Source organism: Mucilaginibacter sp. A3364, from assembly GCF_059690715.1.
In genome coordinates this window covers 2646189-2667883 of sequence record NZ_JCAWED010000001.1, presented here as the reverse complement: position 1 = coordinate 2667883, position 21695 = coordinate 2646189, and the positions used below count along the sequence as shown (strand labels likewise).

11 protein-coding genes are annotated in these 21695 nt (G+C 40.3%); 9 read left to right on the top strand and 2 right to left on the bottom strand.

The window, feature by feature from the left end; translation table 11 throughout:
* Positions 1–532: 532 nt before the first annotated feature.
* Together AC59JT_RS11925 and AC59JT_RS11920 are read right to left on the bottom strand one after the other, a co-directional pair.
* The gene (locus AC59JT_RS11925; RefSeq protein ID WP_497399050.1) at positions 533–3358 is read right to left on the bottom strand and encodes a TonB-dependent receptor; all 2826 of its coding nucleotides are present in this window, start codon (positions 3356–3358) and stop codon (positions 533–535) included.
* A 44-nt stretch (positions 3359–3402) separates the two neighbouring features.
* A complete protein-coding gene (locus AC59JT_RS11920; RefSeq protein ID WP_497399048.1) occupies positions 3403–4212 on the bottom strand; it encodes a hypothetical protein in 810 nt (269 codons plus the stop codon).
* Positions 4213–5417: 1205 nt separating this feature from the next.
* Between AC59JT_RS11920 and AC59JT_RS11915 the strand changes: the two genes are divergently transcribed.
* The 9 genes from AC59JT_RS11915 (at position 5418) to AC59JT_RS11875 (ending at position 21683) form a co-directional block, all read left to right on the top strand.
* A complete protein-coding gene (locus AC59JT_RS11915; protein ID WP_497399045.1) occupies positions 5418–8420 on the top strand; it encodes a SusC/RagA family TonB-linked outer membrane protein in 3003 nt (1000 codons plus the stop codon).
* Between the two features lie 52 nt (positions 8421–8472).
* Positions 8473–10029: a RagB/SusD family nutrient uptake outer membrane protein gene (locus AC59JT_RS11910; protein ID WP_497399042.1), complete on the top strand. Its 1557-nt coding sequence runs from the start codon at positions 8473–8475 to the stop codon at positions 10027–10029.
* Between the two features lie 13 nt (positions 10030–10042).
* Complete coding sequence (locus AC59JT_RS11905) at positions 10043–11269, top strand: hypothetical protein (RefSeq protein WP_497399040.1); 1227 nt, start codon at positions 10043–10045, stop codon at positions 11267–11269.
* A 29-nt stretch (positions 11270–11298) separates the two neighbouring features.
* The gene (locus AC59JT_RS11900) at positions 11299–12441 is read left to right on the top strand and encodes a DUF5007 domain-containing protein (RefSeq protein WP_497399038.1); all 1143 of its coding nucleotides are present in this window, start codon (positions 11299–11301) and stop codon (positions 12439–12441) included.
* Positions 12442–12527: 86 nt separating this feature from the next.
* Positions 12528–15629, top strand: coding sequence for a SusC/RagA family TonB-linked outer membrane protein (locus tag AC59JT_RS11895; protein ID WP_497399036.1), 3102 nt, complete (start codon positions 12528–12530; stop codon positions 15627–15629).
* 20 nt (positions 15630–15649) lie between these two features.
* Entirely contained in the window at positions 15650–17293 is a 1644-nt protein-coding gene (locus AC59JT_RS11890) for a RagB/SusD family nutrient uptake outer membrane protein (protein WP_497399034.1), read from the top strand.
* Positions 17294–17308: 15 nt separating this feature from the next.
* Positions 17309–18091 (top strand): fasciclin domain-containing protein, encoded by a 783-nt coding sequence (locus AC59JT_RS11885; protein WP_497399032.1) that lies wholly within the window; start codon positions 17309–17311, stop codon positions 18089–18091.
* Positions 18092–18142: 51 nt separating this feature from the next.
* A complete protein-coding gene (locus tag AC59JT_RS11880) occupies positions 18143–19762 on the top strand; it encodes a DUF5008 domain-containing protein (protein ID WP_497399030.1) in 1620 nt (539 codons plus the stop codon).
* An 82-nt stretch (positions 19763–19844) separates the two neighbouring features.
* The gene (locus AC59JT_RS11875; RefSeq protein ID WP_497399028.1) at positions 19845–21683 is read left to right on the top strand and encodes a DUF4983 domain-containing protein; all 1839 of its coding nucleotides are present in this window, start codon (positions 19845–19847) and stop codon (positions 21681–21683) included.
* Positions 21684–21695: the final 12 nt, after the last annotated feature.

The window sequence follows — 21695 nt, the reverse complement described above, 5'->3', positions numbered from 1 at the left end:
GCAAGCCTTTTTGTTTTAATGGCTACTCGGCCTTTACGCGAGGTTAGGGTGGGGGCTATGCCGGAAACCACGAGCTGGCAATGTGGGTGCGCACGCTTTTAAAAGTTCTTCAAGCAATGGTAAAGCCACTATTTTTGGTGGTGGGGGTGCGCCACTTTTAAAGTGGCGCAGGTGGCGCACTGATTTTTTATAAGTGTTTGATGTCCAAATATTTGTTTAAAAAAGCGGCGCAATGCGGCGCACCCTCAAAAAAATATAAAATTCTAATTATCAATAAGTTAACTTTTTGAAAACTTTACGCTTTGTTAAAGTGGCGCACCCCGCGGCGCAGCCCGACTGAGTTTTAGAAAACGTTTTTTTTCTAAAACTCAGTCATCTCGAACTATAGTGAGAGAACTATACACGCGCTGATCTGGGAGCTTGGGGTGTGTATAGATCTCTCCCATTGGTCGAGATGACATGTTGGTAATGTTAGTTAAACAAAAAAGGCGCACCGTGCGGCGCGCCTTTTTTTGTATAGTTAGGAGATATCCTAGTAGATAAAACTACCGTCTCCTCTGCGTTGCATATTTTTGCCGTTACGTTGTGGCCTTCCGCTCCATTTTTGCAGGTAAAGGCGTGCACCAAACATAAAGTAGCGGCTTAAGGTGCTTGACAGGGTATTGGTTATACTACCCGTATTGTCGTCAACATCCTGCCTGATAAAGCTGTTTTGGTGTAAAAGGTCATACACGTTAAAGGTAAATACCAGGTTCTTTTTAGGTAAAAACTCCTTTTGCAGGCCCATGTTTATAATAAACGGGTTAGCCGTGTTAGGAATAGCCTTTGGCCCGTCGCCTATGTTTTGCACACCATCAACAAAGTTTTTCGACGCGTGGTAGTTAAACTGGAATGTTTTCCAGAACCAAAATCTGCCATCAATGGCCAACGATGTACGTTTGTAACGGGTTGAAGTACCCCTGTTTGCGGTACTGAAGTTACGCTGCAGATCATAGGATACATAAGGGTTTACCTCGATATTCTCGTTAGGGCTAATTCTCGGTCCAAAACGCTCGTTGATTCTCCATGATGTTGAATGATATTCAATGTTCTGATCTTTAGCAGTAGTATAGCCGTATTGTATGGTACCATTTAACGCCAGGTTATAGCGACGGTCGTCCAGCTGTTTTGATATATTGTAATTACCACCGGCCGAGTGTGAACCACTTAAGTTGATGTAGCGTTGTATACTAACGTTTCTGCCTGCCGCGTCCTGAGTAATTTCGCGGTTGGTAGTTATACGGTCGTCTGTTTTATTATACCAGCTGCCAAAAGAGAAATTCAGTTTTGAGTTGGCGATATAATTGTTGTAGTTGGCGTTTAAAGAGTGGCTGAAAGCCGGCTTCAGGTCAGGGTTACCCACTACGATGTTAAACGGATTGGAAACATCGGTAAACGGCTGTATCTGTTGAAACTGTGGCTGTATATTATTACCCGAATAAGTGATCTGGAAACGCTGTGTACGCGACCATTGGTAAGCAAACCTGAATGCAGGTATGATACGGAACGTAGAACGTGATGATGACTCAAATCTTCCGGTGGCTATATCCAGTTTTTCGCCGGTTAAGGTATAAGGTATAGCAGTAGCACCTAAAGAGAAGTTTACTTTAAGGCCGGTATAGCGATAGCTTATGGTGTACCTTGACTGATCAACCTGGTAGTTATAAATATTTCTTCTGTTTAATATTTCATAAGTGCTGCTGGCGCCGGTTAAGGGATCTACCGAAATACTATCCTGGTGAGCCTCGGCGCGGTTGTTGTTTCTTGACATTTCGGCACGGAAATCCAACAATGAGTATAAACCCAAAGGCTCCACGTAAGTAACCGTTCCCGAGTAAGAACTGCCATTGTTTGACCGGCGTGTTAATACATTTGCCGTAGAGTCTCTTGACGGTATAGGGATATTTAATGTACTATCGGCAAAATATCTAAATGATTGGTTTGAACCGCCATCTGACTGTGATTCGTTTTTGTATAAGCCGAAGTTAAACGAGATATTCCTTTTAGGCTTTTTAAATAAGTGTTGATATAAAGCGCTTATGCCGTAGCTATTGTTGTCGTTTGAACCATAGTTAGTGCCCGTGCGTATGCGATGTTGTAACCTTCGCTGGCCGGGGTTATTCAGGTCCTTAAAGTCATCATACTGGTCGCGGGTATTTTCGTTCTCGTCCTTTGAGTTGTTTTTATTGAAAGATGTATTCAACTGCACAAAGTTTTTCGAGCTGTCGTCCTTCATCTTTATTTCAAAGTTGCCGTTAAAACCACGATTGCTGCTGCTACCGCTACCATCTTGCGTAAAAGTACTCTTACCCAGGTTGCTGTTATTAAAGCCGTCCTGTGCGCTTATATAGTTATTGTTGCTGAAGTTATATTTAGCACTGCTATTTACTTCAACCCCTTTGCTCCACTGGTCGCTATAGCTTACGGTAGGATCGCCTGATTGGGTAACACCCGGATTACCGCCACCAACACCTAATACCGATTTATTGATCTTACCAATTACGTTTATCACCTGGTTGGCGTTAATACGCTGGGCAGATACGTCAACATTATAACGATCATGATTACCCACCTGCACATTGTTACGCGATATGATACCTACAGATCTGTTAGGTTTGGTAGTAATATTTAATATTTTTTGAGGGATACCGTCTTTAATACCTGTACGTGCGGCCTGGTCGCCATAGTCATCAACTATCTGTATTTTTTCCACGATATCAGCCGGTAGGTTTTTAATAGCCTGTGCCACGCTGCCGCCCGAAAATTCTTTACCGTTTAGCTTGGCCCTAACCACGTTTTCGCCCTGGTGCACCAATGAGCCGTCAGTGCCCACCTCCATGCCTTCCATCTTTTTCAAAAGCTCGTCAACGGTGGAGTTTTCGCGCACTTTGTAGTCGCTGGCGCGATATTCAACAGTATCAACTTTATAGGTTATTGACGGGGCGCCGTTAATGGTAACCTGGTTAAGCTCGTTTGCTTTAGGTTTCAACGCAATGGGATCTAAAACTATACGTTTGGCTACATCGCTATTTAAATATTTTTTAACGAAGGTTTCAGAGCCAACAAGATCAACAGTAACGTTAAATGTTGCCATTTTAACGTTTTTAAATACAAATATGCCATCATCATTAGTGGCTACCCGCATGGTGTCTTTAGTAGATTTTAAGGTAACTACAGCACCTATAGCGCCCTGGCCGCTGTCATCTTTAACAATACCACTTACCTCCCTGAAAGGCAGGGGCGGGGGTAGGGGCTTGGCCTGCCCAAACAGTTTTGATGATAGTATTACTAATAAGGCAATAAGGTAAAAATTCTTCATATAAAGTTAAAAGGATTGTCTCGGGTTATTAAAGTTCGGGTATGTTATTTGGCAGGCGTGTATTTCCCCCAAAAATCTGTTGGGGTTTGCAGGTCCTGGTAGTTGATGTCGCCACCACCGCCACCACCACGGCCGCCACGACCACCGCCGCCTATGCTGATGCTAAGAGGTTGGCCCGGAACTGGTAAAATGCCGTTAAGCGTTATATGGTAAGTAAACTCTGTAGGTGTTGCCGTAGATAGGCCCAGCGCTTTAAGCGGGATAGCTATTTCATAGCTAAAATTGCCCTGCGCATCATAACTCATAGCGGGTTTGATGCTGTACTCGTTGTAGATAGATATTAAGGTGTCGGTGATATCTTTAAAACCAAGTACGCTAAGCTCTTTGCTTTCGGCAATAAAACGGTTGTGCGAGTAGTCGGCTTTCTCGCGCGCGATAGAGTCTGTTTCGGGTGTTGAGCCACGCAAGCCCGGTCTTGGTACGCGCAGGCCACGGCTGCCTGGTTTTACTACCGGGAAAGTTAAACTAAAGGCGTCTTTATCACTTTTTTTGTTGGCAGTGTTTATAACAAGTGTTACGCCACCGGCTTCAATTTTGTTGGTATTTGTAAAATCAACCGATTGCAGGATGAGATAAATGTTTTTATCATCATTAGCCATGGTATAAAATACTTTGGTGGCTTTGTTGTAAGCTTTAAGATCGGTACCCCACTCGTTGAGCTTACCATCTATTTTAACATTAGGTACGGCACGCTGGCTGCCAACCTGTATTTGATCGATCTTGGTTTTTTGTTGAGCAAATGTTGTAGCAATACAACCTACCAGCAAAGCTGTTATTAAGGTGCACTTTTTCATGTCGGTTTTTTGCGTATAAATTGATTGACGGTGAAGTTATGTTAAAGTTTAATCAATATTTTAATGTATTATAATTGTTGCTTAAGTGTCATGCAATTGTTGCATAAGTGGGGTGTCGCAGGTATTTTAATAGCTAATACTGATATTTTTTTTCGGGCGGCCTAATGCTATTGGTAACCGTCGGTTTTTAAGAGAAAACGTGGGCATAGATCATTAAAATAAGGTGTTTTTAATATAAATAATTGAAAATCAAGTATTTGTAATTTATTCAATCTGGGCAACTATTTTTCAATTTCCATGATAAACATCAATTGATAGCAAAAGTTGCTTGTGGAGCTTAAAAACAACCTCAAATTAAAAAGGACTAGTGAGGAAAAAAAACGGTTTTTTTAAGTGGGGTGACGGTATTATTATTTTACCCGGTAAATGCCAAAATAGAAGCGCATATTTTTAGCAAATAATAAATGCCGTTTTTTAAACATCATTAAAAACCAGGTTTTGATCACTGTATTTTTGTTGAATTTTAAAGCTTTTTTTGCCTTGGCTCCTTCATTTTTTTCGGCCTGTTTTTGGCTGTTTTAGGGTTGTTTTTTCACAACTTTTTTGTTTAAAAACAGCCTCTAAGAGCTCCCTTTTTAGTTGACAAATAATGTAAAGTTGTTAACAAATCGTATCATTTTTAACATTATTTATACTTGGAAACCACCTACATACCTATTTGTAACATTCTGGTTATTTTTTTTAAAATTTACTTGCAACAAATCAAATATTTATTTGTATCATTGTCAAAGCGAGCCAAGCTGAGTAAAGCGCAGTGGAGGTTGGCGTAACCAATTTATACGATACCAGTTTATATCAATACCAGTTGTATTTTTAGTTTTCCTAATAATTATAATTTATTTATTTACTTTATAGACCAAGCTATGATTGAACTTTTACAAGAAAACAACATTGGGGCAACTCCTCAGGGCACTATTTACTTGCATGCGCAGCCTAACCAACTGATTGCTGTTAGTACTGAATTTCGTTCAGATAGATCGTAATAGGCCAAATAAGCTAAAGATTTAATTTACAATTTGATCACTTAGTAATGTAACCCATTAGCTGATGCTAAGGGGTATGCTATTATTAGGTTAGCTATCCGAATATTCTCAATACCACAACCAATTAATAAACAGTTTTTTAATCAAACACTTAAATCTGTTATGCGCATTATTGCAACTATAACTTTCCTTAGTGTGTTATGTGTAACAACATACTCCTTTGGTAACACGGCTAGGTATGCAGATGTTTCAAAAACATCGCTTGCACTAAGCTATCAGCAAACTACCCAGGCGGGCAAAGACACCACTGCCAAGCCCGACTCCATTATTGTAAGTATGGTGCCTGTTAAAAAGGCCAATACAAAAAGATTGGAGTCAACAACAAATGGCCTTAATCCCGAGAAATTATCGATTTTCCCGGCTGCCTCTCTTCAACAGTATTTAAAAGGCGAAGCTGCAGGTTTGTACGTACATGAGCCATCTGGCGAGCCTGGAACGGTTCAAAACATGTTTATTCATGGTACTTCTCAGCCATTATTATCAGCGCGCGAAGCATTTCAAACTCAGCCGCTAATTGTTTTGGACGGGATTCCGTTGGTTCAGGAGCATCCTTACGCTTTTGACATTCAGCAGTTTAAGTACGATAGAATAGGCCCGGCAACTAATACGCTGGCTATGATTAACATGGCTAACATTCAATCTGTTGAGGTGTTAAAGGGCTTAGGTTCAACCGCTATTTATGGCCCCAAAGCAGCTAATGGTGTGATCCTGATCACTACCAAAGGCCCTCAAAACCAAAGAAGAATTACATTTGACAGCTATGTAGGTGTAGTTACACCAAATTCGGTTACTACACTTAACGGTAAGTTCGAAAACGATTTCAGAAGACAGTTTTATAATAAATATACATCAAACGGCACTTTTGCCGATGGTGATATTTATCCACTGTTTTTGAGCGACTCGTTAAATAACGACTACTACGGCCCGTCAAACTGGAATGATAAATACTATGGCAGCCAATTGATACACGGTGTAAACGCAAGTATCACAGGCGGTAACGAGCGTGCAAACTTCCGTTTTTCATTAGGTAGTTTACGTAGTGCTGGCGTTGCCGATAACACTGGTCTTAGCCGTTATGATGCCCGTTTTGAAATTAACATGAAGCCATTAACCTGGCTTACTTTTAGTGGTATGGTTAATGCCAATCGATTACTGCGTGATCGTAATAAAAATGTAAGAGACAGGTTAGCCCAGGTTAATTACATACCTGACCTGAGTACGCCGCTAACTCCAAACAAAGTTAAATACAGCTCATACTTAAATGAGTTTACCAAAGGTTTTGATGATAACAAAAGCAATTTGCTTAACGGTTATGCCAAATTTGGTATCAACCTTGGCAAATTTAACTTTGTAACTACTTTATCAACAGATTATAACGAAGGTTACCGCGATATTTTCTTCCCGAAAACGTTGTTGCAAACAACAAACTACGCGTCTAACTATTTTGGCTACAATCAACGTTCAAGCGTTCAAAACGTTGCCACTTATGATTGGGACCTTAACGCCGATAACAAGTTTACCTTTACTGTGGGCCAAAGCATGCAGTGGGATAACTACAGATACAGCTATAGCTATGCTTACAAAGGAAGTAACGACTTTATTAAGCTAAACTTATTGGTATCTGACCCGAACGCATCGGGTTACCTTGACCCAACTGTATTTAAAAGACAATTGATCTACAAGTTTTTGGATAGAACCAAAAATAGCTTATTATCATTCTATGGTAAAGTTGATTACTCTTTAAATGATAAATATAGCTTCAGCGCTATTTTACGTGCCGATGGATCATCAAACCAGCAACCAACAAGCCGTTGGTTCTACTCTCCGGTAGTATCAGCAGGTTGGGACCTGAAAAAAGAAGCATTTGAAGATGCAAGCAGCATATCTGCTTTAAACGTACATGCAAGTGCAGGCCGTATGGGCAGGTTTGAAAACTTTGATAACTATGCTCAAGGCCCTCAATACACCGCTTATATAGGTTACACCGGTAACCTGATCACTCCTGGTTATAATGGTTTAGCATCCTTGGTGCGTCCTTACTCTGCAGGTTATGTTGGTTACAATTTAAAATGGGCTTACACAGATCAGGCTAGCCTGGGTATAGACGGAACATTTATGAATGGCCGTTTATCAGCAGGTATCGAGGCTTACTATAAGCATGACAAAAACATGTTATTAGGTGTGCCTTCGGCAGCTGAGTATGGTTATAGCTCGGTGCTTAAAAATGGCATGGCAATACGTAACACCGGTGTTGACGCGGTTATTACCGGCGTTATATTCCCGGCCGAAAATAAAGTTGCCTGGACCTCAAGCTTAAACTTTAACATTAACAAAAATACATTAACAGCTTTACCTGGCGGTCTTGATCAGATCGTTATAGGTGACAGATTGCTTAAAGTAGGCCAATCTGTTGATAGCTACTGGTTATTAACTAACGAAGGTATCTACAATAATGATGCTGAAGTACCGGGCGTAGGTTCACCAGCTGTAAAAAGAACTTACAATGGTATCACTTTAAAAGCAGGCGATCCGAAATGGAAAGACCTGAACGGCGATAACACTATTACTAACGCCGACAAAACTTTACGTGGCCATGCTTTACCTGTTTTAGCAGGTGGTTGGAATAACGATTTCCGTTACAAAAACTGGAATCTGACTTTGAACTTCTACTACAACATCGGTCGCCAGTTATTAAATCAGGAAATGGCAAACAGATTTGACTTTATCAACCGCGATGGCTTGAATGATATCAACTCTGTAAAAGAGATCACTTTCTGGGAAAAACGTGGCGAATATGCTAAATACCCAATTTACAATCCTGCCAGCTCGGTAGTTCCTTACCAGGTTAATCAAGACTTGTTTTTAGAGAATGCTTCGTTTGTTAAACTTCGTACCCTATCAGTAGGCTATGATCTAACCAGCAAACTGAAGAAAAAATACCCTAACATGAACAAGTTTTATGTGTACGGTAGCGTAAACAACGTGTTTACTCTTACTAAATATACCGGCCAGGACCCAGAGCTTGTAAGTTACACCGGCTATGATAACGGTTACGGTATGCAAATACCAAGAACTTACCTGGTAGGGGTTAAGGTTGATTTTTAATTGTAGTATAGAGTCATAGACAAAATTTGAATACTGTTTTAAAATAGATAAAATGAAAAAAATAATTTTGCTAAGTCTTATCTTTTTCACCCTCCTTGCAGGTAGCTGTAAGAAAGAGTTGGATTCTAACTCAACGAGGGTTGTAAACGAGGTAAACTATTGGAATACCTTAGAGGACGCCAGGGCAGGTATAATGGGTGTATATGGATTGACCCGTGCTGCGCTTGCAGACAATAACGGACATTGGATTTATGGTGATGTTAGAATGGGCAACTTTGAAAGCCCTATTCGCCAGGATTTAAAAGCCGTAGTTAAAAATGACCTTAACGCTGCTTATCCTGTAATTGACCAACTATCAAACTGGAGAAGATTTTATGCTGTAGTTAACGCAGCTAATATTTTCCTGGAGCGTATTAAAGAGGTTAAAGCTAAAGATGCCCGTTATACAAGCAATAACATGGATGTTGATATTGCCCAGGTTAGATTTTTAAGAGCCTTTGCCTATTTCTACATGGTTAGAATATGGGGTGATGTGCCATTTATCACTTCGTCACGCGATGGCACGTTCGAGAACAGGCCACGTTCTGATCAGAACGCTATATTAGAATTCGTTCAAACCGAAATGGAAGCTGCGGCTATATCGTTGCCTTACCTTTACAGCGCGGGCGATTTGCAACAGCCGGGTAACTACTACGGCCAAAGCAGAAGCAGATGGGCTGGCGCATTGGTAAGAAAACTTACCGCTTATGCAATGCTGGCACACGTTGCTGCATGGCAAGGTAAATATGTTGACGTTATCAGATACACAAAAGTTGTATTAACTGATTTTAGCACTAAAGGCGCTTTAAGCTATTTAAGCACTACCGATCTTTGCTCACGTACAGGTTTATTTTATCAAAATAAAGACAATCAATTATTTGGCTTTGGCTTTGTTTGGGATAACCAGGATGGTGCTTTTACAGGTAACCTTGAGTCGTTAACGCTGGCAGCGCCGGTTGTTAATAAAAACACACCTGATATTTATGTGCCTAAAGATTCGATCCTTTCGATCTTTAAAGAAACTAACGATGGCCGTTTCAACATAGATACTTTGGGTGTTACCCACTCTGACCTGTACTTTACAAATTACCTGGGCAGATACCCGATCTTCAGCAAGCTTAAAGTGATCATGGGTGGTGAAACCGACCCAACCTTCAGGTTATTTTCAAGCGCAATCGTTGTTACCCGTTTAGAGGATGTTACTTTATTAAGAGCAGAAGCTTATGCAGTATTAGCAGAAAACACTTTGGCAATTGCCGATTTGAACGCTGTTAGACAAAGAAGATACAACGTTGACCAAATGGGTTTGCTTAACAATAGTGCTACAGACTACGTTCAGTACAGCCAGGCCAAACATGGTTCTGTAATTGACGCGATATTTAAAGAGCGTCAAAAAGAATTCATGGGCGAAGGCCAGCGTTGGTATGATCGTGTCAGATACGAAAAGATCAAACAAACCGACCCTAAATTTATGCAGTTAGTTAATACAGGTGGTATATACTGGCCAATCTCTCGTGATTTACTGGCCCAAAATCCATTGTTAAAACAAAATTCATATTGGAATAAGTAAAAGGCATACAGAAATGAAAAGAGTAAATTTATTTAGCAAATATGTAGTGGCAATGGGTTTTGCCGCAGCTATATTTCAAGTGGGATGTAAAAGAGAAGTTGGTAACTACGTAACCGATCCGATTAACGTAGAAACCAAGTTAAATACCTATGAGTATTTAAAAAGTAAGCCAGGCGTATATGATTCGCTTATATTACTTATTGACAAAATGGGTATTAAACAAACGTTAATTGATAGCAGCGTTACTTTGTTTGCACCATCAAACAGCAGCTTCCAGTTAGCTATTAAAAACTTAAATGATATACGCAAAGGTTTAGGCCAAACTCCAATTTATTTGAGCCAGATTGCTGCAGGCCAGGTGCCGGTAGTAAACCCTAAATTAAGGCCGAAAGCAAAACGCGATAGCTCTCAGTTAGATACAATGGTAGCTCGTTACATTATCCGCGGATTATTTGTGGCTAACGATTTTGCAATTGGTGATGGCCGCGATGTTAAAAGTGTACGTGGTGGTTATCCGATGCACGCACAGCGTGTATATGCTGATGCACAAGGCTACCAGGGTGGTGGTTCAGAAGTTATTGAATTCTCTAACACCAAACGCAGCTTATTTGTTGCCCGTTGGTCAAAAACCACCACTACATCAGTAAACATTAAAACTAAAAACGGCCGTGTGCATTTGTTAAGGCCAGACCACGTATTTGGTTTTGATGAGTTTATTTCAAGATTAACTTTGGAGCCACCTCCACCATCATTGTTCGATCTTGCAAATGATCAGCTTTATCCAAAATGGCCTGATGCTGCCGAGTATGACGGACGCGTATCTGCCGGTGAAACTTTCAAAAAATGTTTGGACGGCAGCTTCCTGACCAAGTTTATCTGTAACTACAGCTTAACTAACAAAACCAGGATGTACTGGATACCTAAGGTGCCTAAAGCTTCAAACTGCTACACCATGACCAGTGCTAACGACTCTAAGACTTATCAGTCTCGTGACCCTAAGGCTATCATCCTTCAGGCTACTAAAGTTGCTAATCCTAGCTCATCTACACCAGATGCGGATTGGGTAACAATAGATACACGCCAGGATCTGGTTTGGACAACCAACTATCAGCAAAAGATATTTGATTTCAACAACGATGAAGTATACACCGGTTACAGAATTATAATTGATCAGATCGGTGCAGGTGGTAACCTGTTCCAGATATCTGAGTGGACCATGAACCGTAGGGAAAAATTATAATTGACAGAAAAATTTTAATTAAGAGTATTATGCAAAACACAATAAAATATAAAGCTTTTGTATTGCTGACGGCAGTAATAGCTTTTTCGGGATGCAGAAAAATATTTGATCTGCCTAACGAAAAGGATTATTTAAGCACGCAAGCCGATTATACCACAAAAACTTTCGAACCTAGATTAGGAAGGACTAACCTGTACAATAATATATTTAACCCTAACGGTTCATCATTCCCTATGACATTTGAGGTTAAAAACCCAAGGTTTGGTGATGGTAAAGATGCAAGCGATATGCTGGCAAAAAAACCAACACTGGTTTGGACAGGCGAGTACGATGGTAAAGAAACCAGCCTTGCAGCTATTGAAGCTAAAAGGAAACTGGAAAACCGTTCAATGTTAGAGTTAAGGCCATCAGGCGATATTATATTTTGGTATACTGCTACCAGGGATGTGATCGGATTTACCGATACCATCGCGTATCCGCAGGATATGAGATATTTTGATGTTAAGATCACTAACAGCGGAGGTACCCGTACCATTAAGGATATATCTTTGAAAGTAAAAGTAGATGTACCTTACGAGCCTAGCGACGACTATAACGTTACAACCGGTAAACCAAATACTACTACTCCGGGTGGTTCTGTAAGGGTTTACAACTATGCTACCCTTAGCGGTATCAGAGGCGAGACCACTAATACTTATATGAACGATACTAAAAACTCGGCAACTGGTATAGTATATGTTTATATCCGCAAGTTTGTTGATCCAACCGGCGATCCGGCAGCTATAGGCCATCGTTTAAGATTTAAATTCCTTAATAAAGCCGGTGTAGAGATCAGCCCTGCCAATTTTAACGCTACTAACTGGTTAGAGCAGGTACACGGTTTTAACCCTGCCGGTACAGCGCCTGGTTATGTTATAAACAGTAAATATGTTGAGTATAACGTTGCCTATCCAATACCATTGGCCAGGATACCTACTAAATATACCGCCGGCGGTATATTGAATACTGCGGGTGGTGATAAAGCTCACGTTGAGTTTACATTTACCAGAACCGGTTTTGGTGGTGTAAGAGAAACTGGAAAGATCCTTCAGGATTTCAAAATTTATGAAAAAGGAGACTGGGAGATCGTATTCCACTTTGCAACCGTTAACCCTAAGTTTATAAACGACTAACCCTAATCTAAACTTATATAACAATGAGAAAACAAATTATTTGGCTATCAATGTTTTTCTGGTGTCTTGCTTTTAGCCAGAACTTGATGGCACAAGTTAGAAAGGTAACTGTTACAGGTACCATTTTAGATGCTGTAACAAAGGAGCCTTTAACTGGAGCCACTGTATCAATGCCAGGAAAGGGGTTAGCACAGGCCGACATTAATGGTAAGTATACCGTAATTGTTGACGAAGGTACCACACTAACCTTCAGCTTCGTGAGCTACGTTTCAAAATCGGCAAAGGCTGCTGCATCATTAAACGTTACGTTGCAGCCAGAATCAAAAGTAATGCAGGAAACGGTAATACGTGGTTACGTGAAAAGAACACGTGAGCAAACTACCGGTGCATCATATATTATTACAGGTAAAGAAGTACAGGATAACCCGGTTGGTAACGTTGAGCAGTTACTACAAGGTAAAGTTGCAGGTTTGAATATCCAGAACAACACCGGTGCGCCGGGTATGCGTGGTTCGGTAAATATTCGTGGTCTGTCAACCATTGCTACTACCGGTTCGGGTGATAATACATTCTTACAACCAACTTCGCCGTTATACATTATTGACGGTGTACCATTGGATGCTGATAAAGCATCAGAGTTTGGTTTCGACCAGCAAGGCCCGGGTGTGAGCCCGCTGTCATTGATCCCACAAGAGGATATTGCCAGCATGGAGATCTTGAAAGATGCTACCGCTACCGCATTATACGGTTCAAGGGGTGCATATGGTGTAATTTTGATCCAAACGGTTAGGGGTAGATCAAAAATCCCACGTATTACTTATACTTCAAACTTTGTGGTTAACGATGTACCTAAACTACGTGAGGTATATGGTGGTATGGCCGAAAGGAACTTTAAATTGGCACAGATCAATGCTTATGCCAATGGTAACGATAGATACCTGATCAGCAATACACCATTTTTATCAGATAGTTTGAGCGCGTTCTATAACAACTCAACTAACTGGCAAGGTATATTCTACAATGCTCGTTTTAACATGACACATAACCTTGCATTAGATGGTGGCGACCCTACCTTTAACTACAAGGTTAACTTAAAGTACTACTCACAAACAGGTATCGTTGAAAATACCGGTTTTGAGAACTATAGTATGAACATGAACATGGAGTTTAAACCATCAAAAAAGCTTAGCTTCTTTGGTCAGATCAGAACTTCATTAGGTAAAATCAAATCTGGTAGCGGTACCGGCGTGTTACAACGTATAGTTGATGGTAGCGGCCAACGTTCTACCTTATTACCAGGTCCGTCGTTCCTGTTAGCTACAAGTGATGTATTGTCAACTTTACAGATCAGAGAGAGTTCTGGCCCTAAAGCTATCAGCGCAACAATTAACGCTACTTATGAGTTATTCCCGGGGTTAAACATTGCTACCAATGGTAACTATGATTACTCGATTGAAAATACCGATAAGTTTTTACCGGCAGCAGCTAACAGCCAGTTTGCGCAGATATTTAACTTCTACGGTTATACCTCATCATTATATAACAGGAATAACATTTCATACAGCAAAACTGTAAATAAAGACCACAACTTATTTGTTAACTTCTTTACAGAGGTATTCATTAAAAAGAAACAAGAAAGTTCAACTCGTATAGAGAGAACACCAAACGACCAGTTTGAAGGCCCGTTGGGTTATGACGGTAACTTATCAAAAGGTGGTGGTGTATTAAACACATTCGGTAACTTAAGAACAGCAGCATTTGCAGCACAATTTACTTACGACTATCAAAAGAAATATATCTTAGACTTGATCTATCGTTTAGACGGTTCATCAGCTAACGGTCAATTAGATCCATACTCAAAAAACCCTTCAGTAGGTTTCAAGTGGAATATCCACAAAGAAAACTGGGTGGCTAATAATACCTCAAAATGGTTAGAGTATGCCGACTTAAGGTTAACTGCCGGTCAAAACATCTATCCGGTTGGTTCATTGGTTGATATTTATGGCCAGTACAATCCAAACGGTTTCTATAACAACCAGCCACGTGTTGGTATTGATTACGGTACTATACCAAACCCTTACTTGAAAGCTAAAAAAGTGATCCAGTATAACGTTGGTTTTGACGCCGGTTTCTGGAATGGTAAATTGGATATGACCTTTGATACCTATTACAGAGGCATCAGTAATGAGCTTTTTGATAACAGATTATCAAACACCTTAGCATTTGGTAACTACAAAAGTAATGACGCAGCTATATCTAACTACGGTTATGAGTTGTCTTTAACAACACGCCCGTTAAACAAAAGCGCAAAATTACAATGGACATTATCAGTTAACGGTGCATTAAACTATGACATATTAACAAAATTACCGGCCCAGTACAACGGTCAGTTTATTGATATTGCCGACCCTACAGTACTTGATCAAACAGGTCAGTTTGTTGTTAAACGTGTTGGCCGTAACGCATTATCTAACTACTTATTTGTTAATAATGGTGTTTATGCAAGTACTGCCGAAGTACCTGTTGACCCTGTTACCGGTTTAAGACTTAGAAACTTAACTTCAGGTAGCACCACATTATACTCATACAAAGGTGGTGATGCCAAATTGTTAGATGCCAACGGTGACTACGTAATTGATATCCGTGACAGACAAGTAATTGGTAATACACAACCGTTATTAACCGGTGGTATTAGCAACACTTTAAACTACGGTAACTGGTTCCTGAACATGTATGCATCATACACAGCTGTACGGTCTGTATTAAACAACGCATTAGCAAATCGTTTACTACAGTTAAGTAATCCTTTCGGCCAAAATGCTATCCCTCCTGCAACCAACCTTAATATCTGGAAAGGTACAGGCGATGGTAGTGCTGTTTATGGTAACGTTTATGACTATGCTCACGAATCATATGTTAGAAACTTTAGAAGTGAGCAAACGCTATTTCAGGAAAGTGGTAGCTATTTGAAAATTAACCAGATCACAGTTGGTTGGAGTTTCCCTAAACCTTTAGCTAAGCGTATAGGTTTAAGCTCAGTGAGAACATATTTCTCAGCAAGCAACCTGGCTACATTTTCACCATACTCAGGGCCTAACCCGGAAAACGTAAACGCGTTGGGTAAGGACGTGTCTGGTGGTTATCCAAATCCTCGTCAATACACTTTAGGATTTAACGTTCAGTTTTAATCAAATTACAAAAATAAGATATGAAAAAGATTACTATTTGCTTATTGTTTGTGATGGTTGCCACACAATTTGGCTGTAAAAAGTTCCTGCAAATTACCCCTATAGATAAACTTACAGGTAATAACTTTTATCAATCAGAGAGTGATGTTGAAAGCAATATCATTGACATGTATGGGCAATTATTTGACAAATATGTTCAAACTAATACTGCTGGTGGAACAGGCGAGTTTCGCTCGGGCGAAGTTATCCCTGCGGCTACCGGTAATACCAACAGGCCAACCAGGTTTGACGTTGGTTTGTTAGGTGGTCATACCAGAAGAATTGCCAACTCGGGTACAACCTCTGGTTTCCAAACTATACCAACTACTGTAGTGAACGATCGTTTATTACTTAACGCGATGCTTCCGGTTGATCCTATTAGTAATACGGTTAATAATGGTGCGTTCTCTAACCTGCAGGTTTGGAACGAGTACTACCGTGTTATACAGCAAGCTAATATTTTAGTTGCTAAGTTAACAGAAGGTATACCTGCATTAAGCGCCGAGCAAACTAAAGCATACATAGCCGAAGCCAAATTTATACGTTGCTATTGCTACTTCTTTATGGTTAGGTTATACGGTGATGTAGTTTATTACACCGAAGCTTACCAAAAAGATCCGCTGCCAAGAGAGAACATGGTTAGTGTAGTGAACAAATGTATAGCTGATTTGAAAACAGCAAAAGCTGATCTTCCTCCGATGGTTACCAACCCTGCGTTTAAGGGCGTTAGAGCATCAAGAGGTGCAGTTATAGGTTTGTTGATGAACATGAATATGTGGAATGCCGGTTTTGATCCTGCAAACAAGATCAAATACTACCAGGAAACAAAAGCATTAGGTGCCGAGATTCGTACGCTGGGTTTTCAACTGTTGAACTTAAGCGAGTGGAACACCGTATCAAAAGGTCGTTCAGACGAAAGCTTGTTCGAGTTGTTTAGCACAATCAACTACAACCAATCTTCTAACGCGTTTTTACAAGTATTTACCCGTGCTCCATTTGGCGAGGCGTTTATACACTTCCCTTACAGGTTGCCAGAGTTTGACTTCCGTACCAGCCCATGTATTTTTACAGCTGATTACATGAAGAAATTATATCCTGACGGATTAGATGACCGCTTAAGTACCTGGTTTGAAGATCCGTTTAACCAAAATGCCGAAACATTCCAGTTGAAAAAGTTTGCCGGTAACACCTTTATCGAGGTAGGTAACACTTCACAATCAGGTGTACCTGATAACTCATTCCTGATCATGCGCTACGCTGACGCTATTTTATTAGAAGCAGAGGCTTGTGCCGAGCTTGGTGGCGCTGATGAAGCTAATGCAGTATTACGTCTTAACGATATCAGAGGAAGAGCAAGAGCAACTTTATTCCCTGCCGGCTTAAATGACGGTAACGGTATAAAAGATGCGATTTTTTGGGAGCGTGCAAAAGAGTTGATGGGCGAAGGTAGCCACTACTTTGATTTGGTACGTACTAAAAGAATTTTGAGCAAAGTTTATACGGATAACCCACTTACTGCAGATAAATTTGGACGTGGTGCCTGGACCTGGCCTATATCTGAATCTGCGTTAGCAAATAACCCGTATATGACATTGAATGCATATTGGAGAGGTAGCGGTTTATAATAAGTAATTAAGAACATGAAAAATATTATAAAAAATTATACAGCACTACTAGTAATATGTTCGGTATTACTAATGATAACCGTTTCTTCTTGTAAAAAGGATGATTATTACAGGGACGGTGGACTTGCTAAAGCTCAATTTAATGGTACCATTTTGGAATATCTTAAATCAAATCCAAAGTTTGATACCATAGCACAAATTGTAAAACTAGCCGGTTTAGAAGATATGTTTAACAAAGAGGAGATCACCTTTTTTGCGCCGACAGACGAAGTTATCAGAAGATGTATTGGTCAGGTTAACAGCAAGATACCGCAATTAAACAATGGTGTAAACCAACGCTTGTTTCAAGACAATAAAGATACTTTGAAAACGTTATCAGACGTTAGGCCTGATATATGGAGAAAGTACCTGCTGAGATATGTGTTTAAAGGCAAATATTTATTGAAAGACTACCCTCAGCTTGATTTTGACCTTAGGCCGCTATACCCGGGCGGTTATTACTACACTTACAATGGCGATTTAGCCAATATTGGTGTGGTTTACAACTCGGCAAACAACGTAAAATATACCGGTTATCGCCAATTGAGTATCTCAAGTTTACCTGATCCATCTAACCCGAATCAATATTATTCGGCGGCAATAGCATCTTCAGATATTCAGCCCACAAATGGTGTTGTGCATGTGTTGGCAGTTTGGTTTGCCAATAACAACATTGGCGACGTAAGGTTAGACCCGGTTGGATCTAACATATTCGGGATGTCATGGGATTGGGATAACGAAGTTCGTTTAAGCAAATAGAATTAGGGACACAAAAAATTGATGTTAGATTTTTTGAAATAAATAAACGTTATGAAATTAAAGTATACAGGTTTATTAATATTGCTGGGCGGTTTGCTTTTCAGTAGCTGTAAAAAGCAACAAACTGAGTTTGACAACCCTTATGCAGGCGGTAAGTCGCCACTAGGCATTGTGTCTGATCCGCAACAGATTGCTGTACCATCGGCAGGTATTGCCGGCACCGAGGTAAGCATAAAAGCAACGGGCTTATTGGCACATAAAGACAATTTGACGTTTTTATTTAATGGTCAACAGGCACAGATAGTTGAGATCACAGCAACAGGTATTAAAGTTAAAGTACCTGCAAAAGCCAGCTCAGGCGTTACTGCCTTTGTGGTAGGTGGCCAGTTAGTTTTCGGCCCTACATTTACAGTTATAGGCAAGGTAAATCTTGACCCTACTTATGTAAATACTGTTGGTGCCAACGGTACGGTTTTTAAAGCGGTGCCAATTCCTAACACAACAAATCTGATGTTGTTAGGTACTTTTACCAACTACGATAACAAAGGTACTATTAAACCTATCAGACGTATAGCCAGGGTATTTGCTGACGGTACCTGGGATAGATCATTACAATCAGGCGAAGGCGCCAACGCTTTATTAACAAGTATGGCTATAGTTGGCCCTTACTATTATATAGTGGGCGACTTTACAGGTTATGCGCAACAAGGTTCGGGCATAAGCAAAATTACCAGGTTGTTTTCTTCGGGTGCAATTGATACCATGCAGGTTATTACTTATACCAACAAAACCCGTTGGGTACCAAAGTTTAACGGTGGTGTTGCCGGTGGTAACCTTCGCGAAGTTTATCCGGCCCCGGGTACTACAAATAAAATGATAGTAGTAGGCAACTTTAATTACTATGTTTCTCGTAGATATAATTATGCAAGTTACCTTTATCAGGACAGTACAGTTATTGACAGTACTGATTGCCGCCAATTAGCACGTTTAGATGAAACAGGTAAGCTTGACTCGACCTGGAGGTTTGATAAAAATGCGCCGGGATACAGAAACCAACCAGGTAGAAGCTGGACTGGTGGTAACGGTGATATTTACAGCTACATGCATACAGATGGTAAATTATTGATATACGGAAGATTTACAAAGTTTGATGATGTTGCAGCAGGTTATATAACACGCTTAAACGTTGACGGAACCAAAGATGCTAGTTTTAACATAGGTACAGGTGCAAACAATTATATTGAGTTTATGAGCTATGATCCAACTCAAAATAAATACATCGCTGTAGGTTCATTTACATCGTTTAATGGTAAAGCTGCTAAATATGTAGTTAGGTTAAACTATGACGGTAGTGTTGATGACACTTTTACGCCTAAAGAATTTGGTGCCGGTACGCCGCAGTTTGTTAAACTGTTATCAGATGGTTTAATAGTTATCACCGGCGATTTCAGGTCATACGATGGTGTGATCAGGAACGGTATGTTGATCCTGGATAAAACAGGAAACCTGGCCGAAGGATATAATGCCATAGGTAACTTTAGCGGTGGTAAGTTGGTTGATATTTATGAAACCAAATCTGCCGACGGTAAACGTGCATTGTTAATGATGGGAAGTTTCAATATATTTGATAGTAAACAAAAAAATAATATTGTTAGGGTAACCATTGAATAATAGAGAGATAACTATAGTGTAAATATTATTTGCACGAAAAATATAACTCACAACCAATAAATTTTAAATTATTAAAGAGAGTATGAAAAATTTAAAAACCAAACTGCTCGGGGCATCAGTTTTTGTATTGGCTTTAGCAACATCCTGTAACAGGGATTTTGATAAAGTACTACCAGGATCTCCGGCCGAAGTTACTAACGTAACTTTCAAAAAACCAAAAGTGCTTTATATAATTGCTGATGGTGCACGTGGTACATCGGTTAGAGATGCCGATATAACTAACCTGAGAGCACTAACAACGGGTGCTATTTACACCTGGAACTCATTAGCTGATGCTAACGGCACAAATGCTGCTAACTGGGCTGATATGATAACCGGTGTTAAAAAAGAGAAACACAACGTTTTAACCGAGGATTTTGCGGGTAATAAACTAACTACCTACAAAACCATTTTTGAGCGTATTAAATCTGTAAAACCAACTACACGTATAGCGGTATTTGCTACAACAGCGGCATTTAAAAACAACTTAACCACAGGTAATGATGTATCTGCAGCTGATGCATTGCAAGCTAATGACGTTGCACTAAAAAACAAGTTGGTTGACTTTGTAAAAACAGATACTGCGTCATTAATAGTTGGCGAGTTCTCGGCAATTGACGCAGCAGGCAAAAGCGTAGCTGTTGATGGTTATGACAACGTTAAAAACCCTGCTTATAAAGCAGCTATCAACACTTTTGATAGCCAGGTAGGCGAAATTTTAACAGCTGTTAAAGCCAGACCAACCTATGCTAACGAAAACTGGTTGGTTATTATCACTTCAAACAAAGGCGGTACTTATGCTACCCCTGCTGCTCAGGATGATAAAACAATATTTAGCAATGCCAATGTAAATACATTTACTATCATTGCTAACCTTGCTTTCAGCCAAACATTTATTGCTAAACCATTTGTTGGTAATACATGGTCGGGCAGTGCGCCTCGTTTCCTGGGTGATCCTGAGAAAGCGGTTGGTACTACACCAACTCCATACGACTCGACCAAGTATTTTAACTTCGGGTATGACTCGACAGCAAACTGGTCTGTATCAGTAAAAGTTAAAAAACACAAAAACCCTAGCAACATCTCTCGTGGCGACTACTACTATCAGTGGCCTGGTTTTATGGGTAGAAGAAATACCAATGCAACAGGTTGGGGTACATCAGGCGCAGGTGCCGGTTGGGACTTCTGCTTGATCCAAAACACCTGGAGATTCTTCATTGGTGGTGGTAGCGGTGGTGTTTTCCCGAACGGTAACGAGTTTAAAGGCCTTGACTTTAGCGGCGATACCTGGCATGACCTTACTGCCGTTGTTGAAAGAAAAACTGACGGCGCTAAGTATGTAAGAGTTTATACCGATGGTGTACTGGGTATTAGTAACAATGGCAGCAATAGCCTTGCCAACCCACAAAGAACCGAGTATAAATTAGACGGTAACTTTAACCCGAATACTACTAACAACGCTCCATTCCGTATTGGTTATACCAGCGGCGAAATTGATGGTAGCTTCGGTAAAATTGACGTTGAACTTAGGGAGCTAAAAATATGGAGCGTTGCGCTACCTGATGCTACTGTAAAACAGTATGCCTGCGATCCGACAATGAACATAAGCCACCCTTATTGGGATTACCTGATAGGTTACTGGCCAATGAATGAAGGATCTGGAAATAAACTGAAAAGTTTAGCAGCATTGACCGAAACTATAACTATGAGCGGTACCTATAAATGGGAAACCTTTACAGATTTAGTTTGCTCGCCTCCGGCTAGTAACCTGGCTTTATTGGTTCCAAAAAACTCCGACCTTCCGGCTCAAATATTAAGCTGGTTTAACATCTCTCGTCAATCAGGCTGGGAGTTAGACGGTAAAGTTTGGATACCTAACTAAGAAAATATTGTG

What these genes read in the sequence shown, in the direction of transcription:
- AC59JT_RS11925 (WP_497399050.1), bottom strand. Translation starts at nt 3,358, where the DNA reads ATGAAGAATTTTTACCTTATTGCCTTATTAGTAATACTATCATCAAAA.
- AC59JT_RS11920 (WP_497399048.1), bottom strand. Translation starts at nt 4,212, where the DNA reads ATGAAAAAGTGCACCTTAATAACAGCTTTGCTGGTAGGTTGTATTGCT.
- AC59JT_RS11915 (WP_497399045.1), top strand. Translation starts at nt 5,418, where the DNA reads ATGCGCATTATTGCAACTATAACTTTCCTTAGTGTGTTATGTGTAACA.
- AC59JT_RS11910 (WP_497399042.1), top strand. Translation starts at nt 8,473, where the DNA reads ATGAAAAAAATAATTTTGCTAAGTCTTATCTTTTTCACCCTCCTTGCA.
- AC59JT_RS11905 (WP_497399040.1), top strand. Translation starts at nt 10,043, where the DNA reads ATGAAAAGAGTAAATTTATTTAGCAAATATGTAGTGGCAATGGGTTTT.
- AC59JT_RS11900 (WP_497399038.1), top strand. Translation starts at nt 11,299, where the DNA reads ATGCAAAACACAATAAAATATAAAGCTTTTGTATTGCTGACGGCAGTA.
- AC59JT_RS11895 (WP_497399036.1), top strand. Translation starts at nt 12,528, where the DNA reads ATGGCACAAGTTAGAAAGGTAACTGTTACAGGTACCATTTTAGATGCT.
- AC59JT_RS11890 (WP_497399034.1), top strand. Translation starts at nt 15,650, where the DNA reads ATGAAAAAGATTACTATTTGCTTATTGTTTGTGATGGTTGCCACACAA.
- AC59JT_RS11885 (WP_497399032.1), top strand. Translation starts at nt 17,309, where the DNA reads ATGAAAAATATTATAAAAAATTATACAGCACTACTAGTAATATGTTCG.
- AC59JT_RS11880 (WP_497399030.1), top strand. Translation starts at nt 18,143, where the DNA reads ATGAAATTAAAGTATACAGGTTTATTAATATTGCTGGGCGGTTTGCTT.
- AC59JT_RS11875 (WP_497399028.1), top strand. Translation starts at nt 19,845, where the DNA reads ATGAAAAATTTAAAAACCAAACTGCTCGGGGCATCAGTTTTTGTATTG.